The 12,967-nt window shown below is 70.2% G+C and carries 12 protein-coding genes; 6 read left to right on the forward strand and 6 right to left on the reverse strand.

Translation table 11 applies throughout. The features are described from left to right. Positions 1-4: 4 nt before the first annotated feature. Both CACI_RS18920 and CACI_RS18925 read right to left on the reverse strand, forming a co-directional pair. A complete protein-coding gene (locus CACI_RS18920) occupies positions 5-2,035 on the reverse strand; it encodes a DUF2264 domain-containing protein (RefSeq protein ID WP_015792439.1) in 2,031 nt (676 codons plus the stop codon). Beyond that, the gene (locus tag CACI_RS18925; RefSeq protein WP_015792440.1) at positions 2,032-3,042 is read right to left on the reverse strand and encodes a hydroxyacid dehydrogenase; all 1,011 of its coding nucleotides are present in this window, start codon (positions 3,040-3,042) and stop codon (positions 2,032-2,034) included. The genes CACI_RS18920 and CACI_RS18925 overlap by 4 nt, the downstream gene beginning before the upstream one ends. Before the next feature lie 352 nt (positions 3,043-3,394). On the opposite strand from CACI_RS18925, the gene CACI_RS18930 reads away from it, so the two are divergent. Continuing rightward, on the forward strand, positions 3,395-4,606 hold the full coding sequence (locus CACI_RS18930; RefSeq protein WP_223297578.1) for a substrate-binding domain-containing protein: 1,212 nt from the start codon (positions 3,395-3,397) through the stop codon (positions 4,604-4,606). A gap of 165 nt (positions 4,607-4,771) precedes the next feature. On the opposite strand, the gene CACI_RS18935 is transcribed toward CACI_RS18930, so the two are convergent. Continuing rightward, the gene (locus CACI_RS18935) at positions 4,772-5,068 is read right to left on the reverse strand and encodes a hypothetical protein (RefSeq protein ID WP_015792442.1); all 297 of its coding nucleotides are present in this window, start codon (positions 5,066-5,068) and stop codon (positions 4,772-4,774) included. A 12-nt stretch (positions 5,069-5,080) separates the two neighbouring features. After that, positions 5,081-5,692, reverse strand: coding sequence for a TetR/AcrR family transcriptional regulator (locus tag CACI_RS18940; RefSeq protein WP_190276774.1), 612 nt, complete (start codon positions 5,690-5,692; stop codon positions 5,081-5,083). A 130-nt stretch (positions 5,693-5,822) separates the two neighbouring features. On the opposite strand from CACI_RS18940, the gene CACI_RS18945 reads away from it, so the two are divergent. Both CACI_RS18945 and CACI_RS51250 read left to right on the forward strand, forming a co-directional pair. Further along, positions 5,823-6,179, forward strand: coding sequence for a PadR family transcriptional regulator (locus CACI_RS18945; protein ID WP_041540325.1), 357 nt, complete (start codon positions 5,823-5,825; stop codon positions 6,177-6,179). Further along, entirely contained in the window at positions 6,176-7,165 is a 990-nt protein-coding gene (locus CACI_RS51250; RefSeq protein WP_015792445.1) for an HAAS signaling domain-containing protein, read from the forward strand. Before CACI_RS18945 ends, CACI_RS51250 begins: the two co-directional genes overlap by 4 nt. Here the strand turns inward: CACI_RS51250 and CACI_RS18955 are convergent. Both CACI_RS18955 and CACI_RS49900 read right to left on the reverse strand, forming a co-directional pair. Then, positions 7,098-8,195 carry an acetylxylan esterase gene (locus CACI_RS18955; protein WP_015792446.1) on the reverse strand — a complete coding sequence of 366 codons (1,098 nt, stop codon included), beginning with the start codon at positions 8,193-8,195 and terminating at the stop codon, positions 7,098-7,100. The genes CACI_RS51250 and CACI_RS18955 overlap by 68 nt on opposite strands. 96 nt (positions 8,196-8,291) lie before the next feature. Beyond that, positions 8,292-8,480, reverse strand: a complete 189-nt coding sequence (locus CACI_RS49900; protein WP_015792447.1) for a hypothetical protein — start codon at positions 8,478-8,480, stop codon at positions 8,292-8,294. Positions 8,481-8,700: 220 nt separating this feature from the next. On the opposite strand from CACI_RS49900, the gene CACI_RS18960 reads away from it, so the two are divergent. The 3 genes from CACI_RS18960 to CACI_RS18970 are packed head-to-tail and all read left to right on the forward strand — an operon-like array spanning position 8,701 to position 12,961. Beyond that, positions 8,701-11,073 (forward strand): beta-xylosidase/alpha-l-arabinosidase, encoded by a 2,373-nt coding sequence (locus CACI_RS18960; protein ID WP_015792448.1) that lies wholly within the window; start codon positions 8,701-8,703, stop codon positions 11,071-11,073. Between the two features lie 2 nt (positions 11,074-11,075). After that, the gene (locus CACI_RS18965) at positions 11,076-12,044 is read left to right on the forward strand and encodes an ABC transporter permease (protein ID WP_015792449.1); all 969 of its coding nucleotides are present in this window, start codon (positions 11,076-11,078) and stop codon (positions 12,042-12,044) included. A 47-nt stretch (positions 12,045-12,091) separates the two neighbouring features. After that, positions 12,092-12,961, forward strand: a complete 870-nt coding sequence (locus CACI_RS18970; protein WP_041540327.1) for a carbohydrate ABC transporter permease — start codon at positions 12,092-12,094, stop codon at positions 12,959-12,961. Positions 12,962-12,967 lie beyond the last annotated feature (6 nt).

Raw genomic sequence — 12,967 nt, forward strand, 5'->3', positions numbered from 1 at the left:
CGGATCAGGCAGACATGAGGTGGAGGTCGGGCAGCGGTGCACTGGTGGTGACTCCGTCGGGCCAGGTGATGGCGACGGTCGGCGCGCGCTCGGAGCCCGTGAGGACGACGCGCGGTGTGACGCGGCCGCCGTTGAGGGCCAGGGCCGCGATGGTCCAGGTGGCGGCGCGCGGGGGTGTCTGGAGCCAGGGGGTCGCGGTCCATTCACCGAGCGGTGTGGCGTCTTCGAGGCGGTGGACGCCGGCGGTGGCGCTGGTCGCGGACTCATCCGCGAAGCCGACGTCGCCGACGACGCCGACGACGGTCGAGGTGTGGCCGCCGCCGACGGCGCTCGCGCTCGCGGGCGAGACGCCGATCGTGGCGGCCGGAGGCTCGCCGGCCGAGATCGGCCAGCCGCCGATGCGCAGGGCGGCCACGTCGGACCAGCCGGGCGCGTCGGACGGGTCGACGTACACGCAGCGCACTTCCCATGCGCCGCGGACGATGGAGACCGTCGTGACGACGGCCGCGTCGCGGGCCTCGCCGTGCCGGCCCGAGCCGTGATCGGGATCCGGTCCGGCGGCGCCGGGCGTGATCCAGTGGCAGCGGGCTCGTGAGGCGAGTACCGCCGCACCGTCGAGCGCTGCCACGCCGAGCGTCTCGAACCCGCTCCGGTGCGTGGCGTTCCCCGCGCCGTCGAGCAGTACGACCGCCTGGTCGAGCGGCGCGTCCCAGCCCTCGTCGAGGAGGATCGGCGCGGTCCCCGTCGAGTACCCCAGCCGCGCGTACAGCGGCGAGTCGCCGGTCCGGTCCCCTGGCCGCGCATGGTCGGTGCCGTGGTTGTAGACGCGCACCACGCCGTCGGCCTTGGTCGAGCTCAGGGCCCAGCCCGGGGCGGCGATGACGGCCAGCTGGTCGGCTTCTTCGACCGGCAGCGGCTGTTCGGTGCTCGTCCACACGGGGTGGTCGGCCGGAAGCGCAAGGCCGAGCATGCCCTTGGCGGCCCAGTACGGCGAACCGGTCCCTGAGTAGTTCTGCGCGATCGGCCGCCAGGCGTGGTGCCAGCCGAGCGTCAGGAGGCCGTCCTCGTCCGGCGCTCCGCGATCGACGAAGTGTTTGACGATTCCCCCGGCGGCCCGCCGCAGCAGGCCCGGATCCAGCGCCCCGGTCTCGGCGAACGCCCCGACCCAGAACGGTGCCGCCGCCGCGAAGCGGTATGTCAGGCTCCTGCCCTGGATCAGCGGCGAGCCGTCCGCGCCGACCAGGCGGACCGCGTCGAGGAGATATCGGTCGAGGTGCTCGGTGTAGGCGGGCAACCGCGGGGCGGCGAGCCGCTTCGCGCCGGCCATCCGGCTCCACAGGATCGGGTACAGGTGCAGAGCCCACCCGCAGTAGTGGTCGTAGCTGCGCTCGGCACCGTCGGAGTACCAGCCGCCCTCGCGGACGAACGAATCGTGGACGGCCAGGTCGGACTCCATGTCCTCCAGGGACCACGGACCGCCGACCGACGCCAGGAACTGCTCGACGACGATGCGGAACCAAACCCAGTTCGTCCTCGGATAGTCCTGGTCCCCGACCACCTGTGCCAGGTAGTTCACGACGCGCTCCTGAACGCCCGCGCCGAGGCGGTCCCACAGCCACGGCCGCGTCATGTCGAGGATCAGCGCGATCGACGCCGCCTCCACCTTGGCCTGGCCGTGCTCGCTCGGCGACGTCCAGCGTTCCGGCGACGACGGGTCGGTGCCGGCCGCCACGCCGCTCGCGTAGCGTTCCAGCAGGTTCAGCGGGTCCCGGCCGCGCTCCCCGGCGACCCGGAAACCCGCCAGCAGGAAGGTCCGGGCGAAGCCTTCGAGGCCGTCGATCGCCGTTCCGTAGCCGCCGGGCGCGCCGGGCGGCGTTATCAGGGCTTTGGCCGGTGAGGCGTAGCGGTCGGCCGCGAGAAGCATGCGGTCCGCCAGGGCGGTCCAGTCGGCACGAGTCCAGCCGGTGTAAGGCGAGATGTCGGCGCCTGGCAGGTACTCGTCCGACAGGGGTGGATTCGGCACCCTCGCGCTCATGCGCTCACCGCCAGCACTTCGCGCGTGACCGCGTCCAACGGTGCTTCGCCGCGGACGAACCGCTCCAGTTCGCTCAGGGCCTGCGCGCTCATCCGCCGGGTCTCCGTCCCCAGCGAGCCGGCGATATGCGGTGTGATCATCACGTTCGGCAGGCTCGGCAGCAGCGAATCGGCCGGCAGCGGCTCGGGGTCGGTGACGTCGAGGATCGCGTTCAGCCGGCCCGACGCGCACTCGCGCTCCAGCGCGGCGGTGTCGATGACCGAGCCGCGCGCCGTGTTCACGACAGTCGCGCCGTCCGGCAGCAGGGCCAGCTCGCGCGCGCCGATCGACCCCCGGGTCTGGGGCAGCTCCGGCAGGTGGAGCGACAGGATCTCCGAGCGCTTCAGCACCTCGTCGAGCTCGACCAGCTGTCCGCCCGCCGCGGCCACGGCCTCCGAGTCGGCGTACGGATCGGCGACGAGCACGGCGGCGGTGTCGAGCGCCCGCAACCGCTCGAGGACCCGGCGGCCGATCCGCGAGAAGCCGACGATCCCGATCGTGCGCCCATAGTTGGACAGGTCCTCGCGGTCGCCGACGGCGTACCAGTCGACGGGCTTGAGCCGGGACTGGGCCGCCAGGACGTGTGCCTGCTTCCCGGCGAAGATGATCGCGGCCAGGGTGTACTCGGCCACCGGCGTCGCGTTCGCCTCGGCGGCGCTCGTCACCAGGACGTCACGCCGCCACACGGCGTCGGAGACGATCGGCCGGACGCTGCCGGCGCAGTGGAAGACGGCCCGCAGCTTCGGCGCCGCGTCCAGCCGCTCTTCGGTCAGGACCGGGCAGCCCCAGGACGTGAGCAGCACCTCCGTCTCGGCGAGGCGGGCGCGGACGCGCGGCGTGTCGAGGTCGTCCGTCCAGACCGGGTCGCCGAGCTCGGCGAGCGCGCGCAGGCGGCGCAGCTCCTCGGCGCCGAACTGGAGCCGGTAGGTGTCGGGCCGCATCACGAGCAGGGCCTCGGGACGGTGCATGGTCGGGTTACCCCTCCTGGTTTTTTCGATCAGAGGCGATCGCTTGCGTTTCGCTTCTGTGCGCTCGATCGATGACCGAGAGTAGACCGTGGGAGAAAGGCCAGCACAAGAGTTCGTTACCGAGCTGTAACCTGAGAATCGTGGAGCAACAGTGAACTACTGTGATCGAATCTGATCAGATGAACTTGTCGCCCCGGAGCACGCGGTACGGTGCTGCGGGGACAATGGGAAGGCGAGTGCTGATTCGCCCAGTCGCTCGCCCGCCGACGCACACCTGCTGACTCGTTGATTGCTCGCTGCTGAGGCAACCGCCGAGGCACCCGAAGAACCGACGCCCCCGGGAGACGCCCCCTTGACCGAGCCCGAGTCGCCGATGCTCCCGGCCGAGCGCCGCGAAAGCATCCTCGGCGAGCTGCGCACGCGCGGTCCGCTGCTTCGCGTCACCGACATCGCCCGGACCCTGGGCGTCAGCGCGGTGACCGTGCGCCGGGACGTCGCCCAACTCGCGGACGACGGCGTGATCGAACGGGTCCACGGCGGCATCCGGCTGCCCCGGGCCGCCGCCGCGCGGCCGAACAGCGCTCCCGGATCCGGAGCCGCCGCCACCGGAGCGGCCTCCTGGCCGGCCGGCACCGCATTGCCGGCGACCGGCGTGGTCCTCGAAGACCCGGGTCCGGCGTCCGGCCCCGAAGAAGCGGACCTCCCGCCGGTCGGCATGGTCGTGCCGTCGCTGGACTACTACTGGCCGCAGATCATCCGCGGCGCACGAGACCTGGCCCGGACCAACGGCCTGCGCATCGTCCTGCGCGGCTCGTCCTACGTCGACGTCGACGACGTCCGCCGCCAGACCGAATGGCTCCTGGCGACGGTGGGCATCCAAGGTCTGCTCATCGCCCCGCCCACGGACGGCGAGGCGGCAGCCGACCTCATCGCCTGGCTCTGCGCGCTCCCGATCCCGGTGGTCTTCATCGAACGGACCGCGACGATCGGCCCGTTTCACGAACACGTGGAATCCGTGACGACCGACCACGCCTACGGAGCAGGCCTCGCCGTCCGGCACCTCGCCGTCGAGGGCCACCGCCGCGTCGGATTCCTGGCCTCTGCGACAAGCCCGCACACACGAGTGGTCCGGCAAGGATGGTTCGAAACCGCCACAGACATCGGGCTCGACGTCGAAGCCGCCCCGGAGGCGATCACCCCCGACCACCGGCAGCCGGACTGGACCGACCACGTGGACGCATTCCTCGACGCGGCCCTGGCCAGCGACACCAAAGCGGTGCTGGTGCACTCCGACCGCGAAGCGATATCGCTGGTCGCCCGCTGCCAGGAACGTGGCATCGACGTCCCGGGCGACCTGGCCGTCGTCGCCTATGACGACGAGGTCGCCGGCCTCGCCGACCCGGCACTGACCGCGATCCGGCCGGCGAAGCCCGAACTCGGCCGCACCGCGCTCCGCCTGCTGGCCGAACGAATGCGTGACGGACCCGCCCGCCCGGTCCACCGGGTGCAGATCAGCCCGCGGCTGGTGATCCGCGACTCCAGCATCGGGCGGACGGCGCGCTAGCCCGGTTCTGCGCACAGGATCGGTTCGGATGCCGGTCGTGCACCCCGAACAACCGGCTCTCTACCTCGGGCTTCGCGGACCGGCAGCGCCGCCACGCCCATCCGACCGGCCTGTCGCTACACCAGAACATCTGGACCTCTTGTCGGCCGGTCACAGGACGAGTCGTTATGAGCTCTGAGGCTCCTCGCGGCCGAAGGCGCCCGGTCCGGCGTGGAAGAGCCCGATCAACAAGACGCCGACGCTGACGCCGGCGAGCGCCGGCCACGGGTGACGAGTCAGGTGTGCCGTCGCCAGCAGCACGGTGCCGATGACGAGGCCTGCCCAGCCGGCGACGAGGTTGGGGACCGGCCCGTTCCCGAACGCGCTGGGGTAGCGCCGTTTGGTGATGCCGCGCAGGAAGTGCGGGAGCGCGTTGCCGGCCAGGACGCCGCCGAGGAAGCCGAGAGCGATTGTCTGCCACATGTCACAGGGTCCTTATTGGCTAAGGGGTCCGGCGGGCCGGTTGGGTTGTGCGGGTCGGGCTTGGAGTGTGGGGAGCAGTACCGTGTCGACGAATCGTGCGAGAAACGCGTCGTCCAGCGGCTCGTCCGTGACGAGCAGCCGGTTGACCAGCACGGCCGAGCTGATCTCGGCCGCCAGTTGGCAATCCGCGGTCTCGGGGATGTCGCCGCGGGCGGCGGCGCGCGCCAGTACCGCCGCGAACACCTCACGCTTGTAGTCCAGGACGTTCTGCCGTACCGTCCGGGCCAGCTCGGCGTCATGCCGCATGGCCAGGAGCAGCCCGAGGACCAACGCAGCGTCCTGCTCTGCGAGGTTGGCGCGCAGCGAGCCCAGCACGGCTAGCAGGTCTTCGCGCAGACTCGCGCCCTCCGGCGGGAGGGCGATCGCAGAGCGCGCATAACGTCGTACAGCCTCGGCAACCAACTCCGCCTTACCCGGCCAGCGCCGGTAGATCGTCGCCTTGCTGGCGTGCGCGCGTTCGGCGACCCCGTCGATCGACATCCGGTCGTAGCCGACGTCGCCGAGCAGCCCCATCGCCGCCAGCAGGATTGCTTCCTCGCGTCTGTGCGCCCGGCTCTCAGTCATCGCCACGACGCTCCCCATCGAAACGGTGTCGTACACATTGATGGAAGTGTACGACACCGTTTCGATTTACGGGAAGGATCACCAGTACCCTGACTTGTGAGCCGATGCCGTGCCAAGTACCTTGTGACGCATGGAACCTGGTGGTGCCGCCAAGGCAATGAGCCAGATGCGGCGGGGGGTCCTCGAGTTCTGTGTTCTCGCGCTGCTGCGCGACGGTCCGCGCTACGGCGTGGAGCTGGTGCGGGAGCTCAGCTCGGTGGACGCGTTGGTGACCAGCGAGGGCACCATCTACCCGTTGCTGTCCCGGCTGCGCCGGGAGCAGCTGATCGCGACAGTGTGGCAGGAGTCGCCGTCCGGGCCGCCGCGGCGGTACTGCCGGCTGACCGAGGCCGGGGAGAAGGCGCTCGCGGAGTTCACCGCTGAATGGGGTCGGTTCCGGGACGGCGTGGAGTACTTCCTTACTTCGAATGGGGGCGAACAGGCATGAGTACGGGCGCTGATGAGCTGGTGGCGGAGTATCTGCGGGAGTTGGAGCGTGAGGCCGCGCGGCTGCCGTGGAACGCGCGGACCGAGCTGCTGGAGGATGTGCGGAGCCACATAGAGGTGGTGCGCGCGGAGGCCGGTGACGTGGGTGGGTCGGGTGTCTCGGACGACGCGTCGGGCGTCGCGGGCGCCTCGGGTTCTCCGGACCCTTCGGGCTCATCCGCAACCAGCGGCGACGAGGAGGCGAGAGTCATCAAGGTCCGCGAGATCCTGGCCGCCCTCGGCGAACCGCGGGAGATCGTCGACGCCGCGGCCGCCGACGAGGCGGACAGTCCCATGCCGCGGCTGGTGACGCAGCCCATGCCGCCCATCGTCCCGACCGACCCGATGTCCGCGTACGCCGACCCCCTCGGCGGGCCGCCGTACCCCCTCGGCACCGCCGAGATCGGCGCGGTCGCCCTCCTCCTCGGCGGCTTCCTGCTCGCCGGCTTCGGCTGGCTCCTCGGCGTGATCCTGCTGTGGACCTCGCCGCGCTGGAACGTCCGCGAGAAGCTGGTCGGCACCTTCGTGCTGCCCGGCGGCCTCGGCTTCCTGCTGCTGGCCCTCATGACGCCGACGAGCACGCAGTCCTGCGTCAGCGGCCCTGGGTACAAACACTGCACCTCCAGCGGCTGGACCCTGCCGCAGTGGGCCAGCTTCGTCATGGTGACACTGTGCCTCCTGCTTCCCATCTGGACGTCCGCCTTCCTCGTCCGCAGTGCCCGGCGCCGCAGCGGGACCTCACGCCCCGGCCGCGACCGCAGCGGCACAGTGTTCGCCATCGGCGGCGGCGCGCTGGCGGTCATCCTGATCGGCGGCTTCGCCTTCGCTGTCTTCAGCGGCTCCAGTAGCAGCAGCGGCGTCACGCCCTCAAGCCCGGCCGTCAGCTACTCGGCCTCCTCGGTCCAGGAGCCGACGGCGCCGGTGTCATCGAGTTCTGCTTCTCGCTGAACAACTCAGAGGCCGGGTTGTTCGACGTCTGCCGGCCACCGGGCGCCGCACCGTCCACGGCGGCGAGCCGCGAACGCAACCACCGCAGCTGACGGGCGGTGTGCACGGCGTCGCCGCCCTCATGATGGTTGAACGGGTAGACATGTATCGTGCGGTCCGCGGCACCGTAGTGGTTGTAGGCCGCGAACACGGTACTCGGCGGGCAGACGGTATCCCGCAGGCCGACGCCGAAGTGCGCCGGGGCGACAGCCCGACGTGCGAAGCCGACCGCGTCCACATACGACAGGGTGCGCCGCACCGCTGCTTCGGCATCGCGGTGAACCGACAGGTAGCTCACGATCTCGCCATAAGGCGTGCTGTCGGTGATGTCGATCGCCCGCTGGATGTGGCACAGGAAGGGGACTGACGCCATCACCGCGGCCACATCCGGCACGAGACCGGCGACGGCGAGCGCCAGCCCGCCCCCCTGGCTGTTGCCCACCACCGCGATCCGGCCCGCGTCCACACCCGGCAGAGCCCTGACGGCGTCGACCGCCCGCACGGCATCGGTGATCAAGCGCCGGTAGTAGTAGTCGTCGGGGTGCAGGACACCGCGGGTCATCGGTCCCGGACCACCCAGCGCCGTCGCGTGCGGGTCGGGAGTCCTACCGCCGGTGCCGTACTGATCGCCCTGTCCCCGGGTGTCCATCAGCAGGTGCGCGTAGCCGGCCGCGGCCCACGTCAGCCGCTCGTGCGGCAGGCCACGGCCGCGACCGTAGCCGAGGAACTCCACCACCGCCGGAAGCGGATCGCTCACGCCCGCGGGCCGGCAGTACCAGGCCCGAATCGGATCGCCGCCGAATCCGGGAAAGGCGACATCCCAGGTCTGGACGAGTTCGAGGTCTGTGGGTTCGGGCTGGACGTCGAGCAGTGGCGGGCAGCCGTCGGCGGTGTTCAGGGACCTCTGCCAGAACGCGTCGAAGTCGGCGGGCTCAGGCACGTCCGGAAGATACCGTTCAAGTTGGTCCAGTGGCAGGTCGAACAGGGCCATGAGCTCCCCCTCGGCATCGGTCTTCAGGTGGTTGGGTCAGCGTCGGGTCAGTGGTGGATCATCGCCGGCTGCGCCCGAGCCGGCCGGCACGGCTGCTCAGACCTGGATCTCGATGTGGATGGTGGTCAGCGCCGGATCGGTCCATGCCGCGACCTCCAGGTTGCCGTACCGATCACCGACAGGCCGCCGGGCACGTCGATGGGCGACTGGTGCGGCGATCGCGCCGAACGTCGCGATCGGCGCCGCCGCCGGGCCCGATCCCACCCTCGGTCCCCGAGCCGCCATCGATACCTCATCAATGCTCACCGAAACTTTCGGCCAGATTAGCAGCGGATCAGGCCGCGAAGGCGACCCTTGACACCTCCGTCGAGGCTGCCTAGCGTACGGCAGCAAATCCCCCGAAACATCTTCGAAAGTTTCGAAGACTTGGTTCGCATGTGGAGTCACCGCGCCCGTCGCCCTTTATCAGGCCCCGGCGTTCGGCGGTCACCGCGGAGAGGACGGCATGACCAGTCAGATGTCCGCCGACACGGATTCGGCGCCCGGCGTCCCTCCGTTATGGCGCAATCCCCGACTCACGCCGCAGGAACGCGCCGACGCCCTCATCCCTGTGATGACTCTCGAGGAGAAGGTCGCGCAGTTGGCCGGGGTATGGGTCGGCGCCGATGCTTCCGGCGGCGGCGTCGCCCCGCATCAGCAGGACATGGCCCCCCTCGCGTGGGAGGACGTGATCCGGCACGGGCTGGGACAGCTGACCCGGCCGTTCGGGACGGCTCCGGTCGATCCGGTGGCCGGGGCCCGGTCGCTGGCCGCCTCCCAGGCGCAGATCGCCGCTGCCAGCCGCTTCGGGATCCCGGCGCAGGTGCACGAGGAATGCCTGACCGGTTTCGCGACCTGGGGCGCGACGGCCTACCCGGCGCCGCTGGCCTGGGGCGCGTCCTTCGACCCGGAACTCGTGGAGCAGATGACCGGCCGGATCGGCCGCTCGATGCGGGCGGTCGGTGTCCACCAGGGGCTGGCTCCGGTGCTGGACGTGACTCGCGACTACCGCTGGGGCCGCACCGAGGAGACCATCGGGGAGGATCCTCATCTGGTCGGCGTGATCGGCGCGGCCTATGTCAGAGGCCTGGAGAACGCCGGGATCGTCGCGTCGCTCAAGCACTTCGCCGGCTACTCCGCCTCCCGCGGCGGACGCAACCTCGGCCCGGTGCCCATGGGACGCCGTGAGCTGGCCGACGTCGTCCTGCCGCCGTTCGAGGCGGCACTGCGCCTGGGCGGCGCCCGCTCGGTGATGAACTCCTACTCCGAGATCGACGGGGTGCCCGCCGCGGCCGACGAACAACTGCTGACCGGGCTGCTCCGCGACCAATGGGGATTCACCGGCACGCTTGTCTCGGACTACTTCGCGGTGCGCTTCCTTCAGTCATTGCACGCGGTGGCCGGCGACGCGGCACACGCCGCGGATTTGGCCCTGCGGGCCGGCATCGACGTGGAACTTCCAACGGTGGACGTCTTCGGCACGCCGCTCACCGAGGCGGTCCGCGCCGGCGCGGTCGAGGAGGCTCTGATCGACCGGGCTTTACGCAGAGTCCTGATCCAGAAGGCGGAACTCGGCCTGCTCGACCCGGACTGGCGGGCGCTGCCCGAGGAGATCGAAGCCGGTCCGGTGAGCCTGGACAGCGAGGAGGACCGCGAGATCGCCCTGCGCTTGGCCCGCCGGTCGGTAACGGTGCTGCGCAACGAGAACGGAATCCTGCCGCTGATGCCGGACCGGCGCGTCGCGCTGATCGGCCCGGTCGCCGACGATCCGATGGCGATGCTGGGATGCTATTCCTTTCCCGCGCACGTTAGCGGTAACACCGAACACGGCCTCGGTCTGGAAATCCCCTCGCTCCGCGAGGCGCTCAGCGCGACGATCGCCGACCTGCTCTACGAGCCCGGATGCGCGATATCCGATGACGACACCTCCGGCATCGCCGCCGCGGCCGGCGTGGCGGCCGCGGCCGACGTATGCGTCCTGGCCGTCGGCGACCGCGCCGGCCTGTTCGGCCGCGGCACCTCGGGCGAGGGCTGCGATGCGGCCGACCTGAATCTGCCGGGGGTGCAGGCCGAACTGGTCCGCGCCGTTCTCGCCACAGGAACACCGGTGGTCCTGGTCCTGCTGGCCGGCCGGCCCTACGCGCTCGGCGAAGACGTCGCAGACGCCGCCGGCATCGTCTACGCCTTCTTCGCCGGCCAGCTCGGCGGACAGGCGATCGCCGAGGTCCTGACCGGCGCGGTGAACCCCTGCGGCCGGCTTCCGGTCAGCGTCCCGCGCGATTCCGGCGGTCTGCCGGTGACCTATCTCGCCCCGCCGCTGGGCCGCCGCTCGCAGGTCTCCTCGGTGGATCCGACGCCGGCGTTCCCGTTCGGGCACGGCCTGAGCTACACGACGTTCGCCTGGAGCGGCGCCGCGGCCGACAGCGCCGAATGGCCGGTCGACGGCGAGGCCACAGTCCGGATCACCGTCAGCAACAGCGGCGAGCGCGCGGGCACCGAAGTCGTCCAGCTGTATCTGCACGATCCGGTCGCGCAGACCTCGCGACCCGTCGTGCGACTGGTCGGCTTCGCGCGCGTCGATCTGGCGCCCGGCGAGAGCGCCGAGGTGGCCTTCGAAGTCCCGGCCGACCTCGCCTCGTTCACCGGCCTGCGCGGCACCCGCGTCGTGGAGCCCGGCGACGTCGAGCTGCGGTTCGGCCGCTCCAGCGGCGAGGCGGCCGCGATCGTGCCGCTGCGCATGACCGGTGCCGAACGCGAGGTGGGCCCGGGCCGCCGTCTGACCTCACCTGTCCGCGTCGAGCGCTCGCCGGCGCCCGCGCCGTCGAAGCCGGGGAGATGAGCATGGGCATCGCCGGCACCGTCGATCCACCACCAGGGCGCGAACGGGCCCGGCCGCTCCGACCGCGGCGCAAGACCTGGCGCCGGGCACTGCGCCGGGACTGGCAGCTGTATTCGCTGGCGGTCCTGCCGGTGGTGTTCTTCGTGGTCTTCCGCTATCTGCCGATGATCGGCAACGTCATCGCCTTCCGGCGCTACGTGCCCGGCGGCAGTCTGTTCGGCGAGAAGTGGGTCGGGCTGCGCTACTTCCGCATGTTCATGGGCGACCCGGAGTTCTGGCACGTCTTCGGCAACACCATGATCCTCGGCGGCGTGACACTCCTGTTCACCTTCCCGTTGCCGATCGTGCTGGCGCTGCTGCTGAACGAGGTGCGCTCGGCCAAGCTCAAGCGGTTCGTGCAGTCGGTGTCCTACCTGCCGCACTTCCTGTCGATCGTCGTCGTCGCCGGCCTGATCATGCAGCTGCTGTCGGTCAACGGCGCGGTGAACCAGGGGCTGCGCGCGGTCGGCCACGCGCCGATCCCGTTCCTGCAGCAGCCCGAATGGTTCCGGACCATCTACGTGTCCTCCGAGGTCTGGCAGGGCCTGGGCTGGGGAACCATCCTGTATCTGGCGGCCCTGACCACCATCGACCACCAGCTCTACGAGCAGGCCCGGATCGACGGCGCGAACCGCTGGCGGCAGACCTGGCACGTCACCCTGCCCGGCATCCGGCCGATGATGGTCACGCTGCTCGTCTTGAACATCGGCACTTTCATGGCGGTCGGATTCGAGAAGATCCTGCTGCTGTACAACCCGCTGACGTATTCCACGGCCGATGTCATCCCGACGTATCTGTACCGGGTCGGCGTGGTGTCGGGCAGCTTCAGCTACGGCGCGGCCATCGGCCTGTTCGAGTCGGTGATCGGCCTGATCCTGGTGGTCGCGGCCAACCAGATCTCCCGGCGCGCGGTGGGGACGGGGCTGTGGTGAGCCTGAGCGATGTGCGCCAGGCACGCGCGAAATCACGCTCCGCCCCCGTGGAGACCGGTCGGGGCTACCGGGTCTTCCAAATCATCAATGCCCTGATCCTCACCGGCGTTGTCATCGTGACGCTGTATCCGTTCGTGAACATCGTCGCGCAGTCCTTCAGCTCCGAGAGCTCCATCACCTCCGGACACGTGAACCTCCTGCCCCGGGGCTTCAACCTCACCACCTACAAGACGGTGATGTCGGACTCGGCGTTCTGGGAGAACTACCGCAACACGGTGGTCTACACGGTCCTCGCCACCGGCGTGTCGATGGTGCTGACCACCTGCTACGCCTACGTGCTGTCCAAGAAGCACTTGAAGGGCCGCAAGGTCCTGATCGCGATCGCGCTGTTCACCATGTTCTTCAACGGCGGCCTGATCCCGAACTACGTGCTGGTCAGCGATCTGGGCCTGCGCAACAGCGTCTGGGCGATCGTGCTGCCCAACGCGATCAGCGTGTTCAACCTGCTGGTCATGAAGTCGTTCTTCGAGAACCTGCCCGCCGAGCTGGAGGAGGCGGCCGCGGTCGACGGCCTGAGCACCTACGGCATCCTGGGCCGGATCGTGCTGCCCTTGTCCAAGGCGGTTCTGGCCACGATGGTCCTGTTCTACGCGGTCTCGTTCTGGAACTCGTGGTTCTCGGCGTTCCTCTACATGGACCGCTCCAGCCTGTTCCCGGTCACCGTCTACCTGCGCAACCTGATCGCCGGCGCCTCCGGCGGCGCCGACCAGTCGGCCGCCAGCGACACCGCGCTGCAGATCGCCTCGAACATCCAGGCCGTGACCATCGTGCTCACGGTGCTCCCGATCCTGGTCATCTACCCGTTCGTCCAGCGGTACTTCGTCAAGGGCGTGATGCTCGGCGCGGTCAAGGGCTAGCCGCCG

It is taken from the genome of Catenulispora acidiphila DSM 44928 (genome assembly GCF_000024025.1).
GTDB lineage: Bacteria > Actinomycetota > Actinomycetes > Streptomycetales > Catenulisporaceae > Catenulispora > Catenulispora acidiphila.

Excerpts from the sequence above, each read along its gene's own strand:
- CACI_RS18920 (WP_015792439.1), bottom strand. The coding sequence starts at position 2,035 with ATGAGCGCGAGGGTGCCGAATCCACCCCTGTCGGACGAGTACCTGCCA.
- CACI_RS18925 (WP_015792440.1), bottom strand. The coding sequence starts at position 3,042 with ATGCACCGTCCCGAGGCCCTGCTCGTGATGCGGCCCGACACCTACCGG.
- CACI_RS18935 (WP_015792442.1), bottom strand. The coding sequence starts at position 5,068 with ATGTGGCAGACAATCGCTCTCGGCTTCCTCGGCGGCGTCCTGGCCGGC.
- CACI_RS18940 (WP_190276774.1), bottom strand. The coding sequence starts at position 5,692 with ATGACTGAGAGCCGGGCGCACAGACGCGAGGAAGCAATCCTGCTGGCG.
- CACI_RS18945 (WP_041540325.1), top strand. The coding sequence starts at position 5,823 with ATGGAACCTGGTGGTGCCGCCAAGGCAATGAGCCAGATGCGGCGGGGG.
- CACI_RS51250 (WP_015792445.1), top strand. The coding sequence starts at position 6,176 with ATGAGTACGGGCGCTGATGAGCTGGTGGCGGAGTATCTGCGGGAGTTG.
- CACI_RS18955 (WP_015792446.1), bottom strand. The coding sequence starts at position 8,195 with ATGGCCCTGTTCGACCTGCCACTGGACCAACTTGAACGGTATCTTCCG.
- CACI_RS49900 (WP_015792447.1), bottom strand. The coding sequence starts at position 8,480 with ATGGCGGCTCGGGGACCGAGGGTGGGATCGGGCCCGGCGGCGGCGCCG.
- CACI_RS18960 (WP_015792448.1), top strand. The coding sequence starts at position 8,701 with ATGACCAGTCAGATGTCCGCCGACACGGATTCGGCGCCCGGCGTCCCT.
- CACI_RS18965 (WP_015792449.1), top strand. The coding sequence starts at position 11,076 with ATGGGCATCGCCGGCACCGTCGATCCACCACCAGGGCGCGAACGGGCC.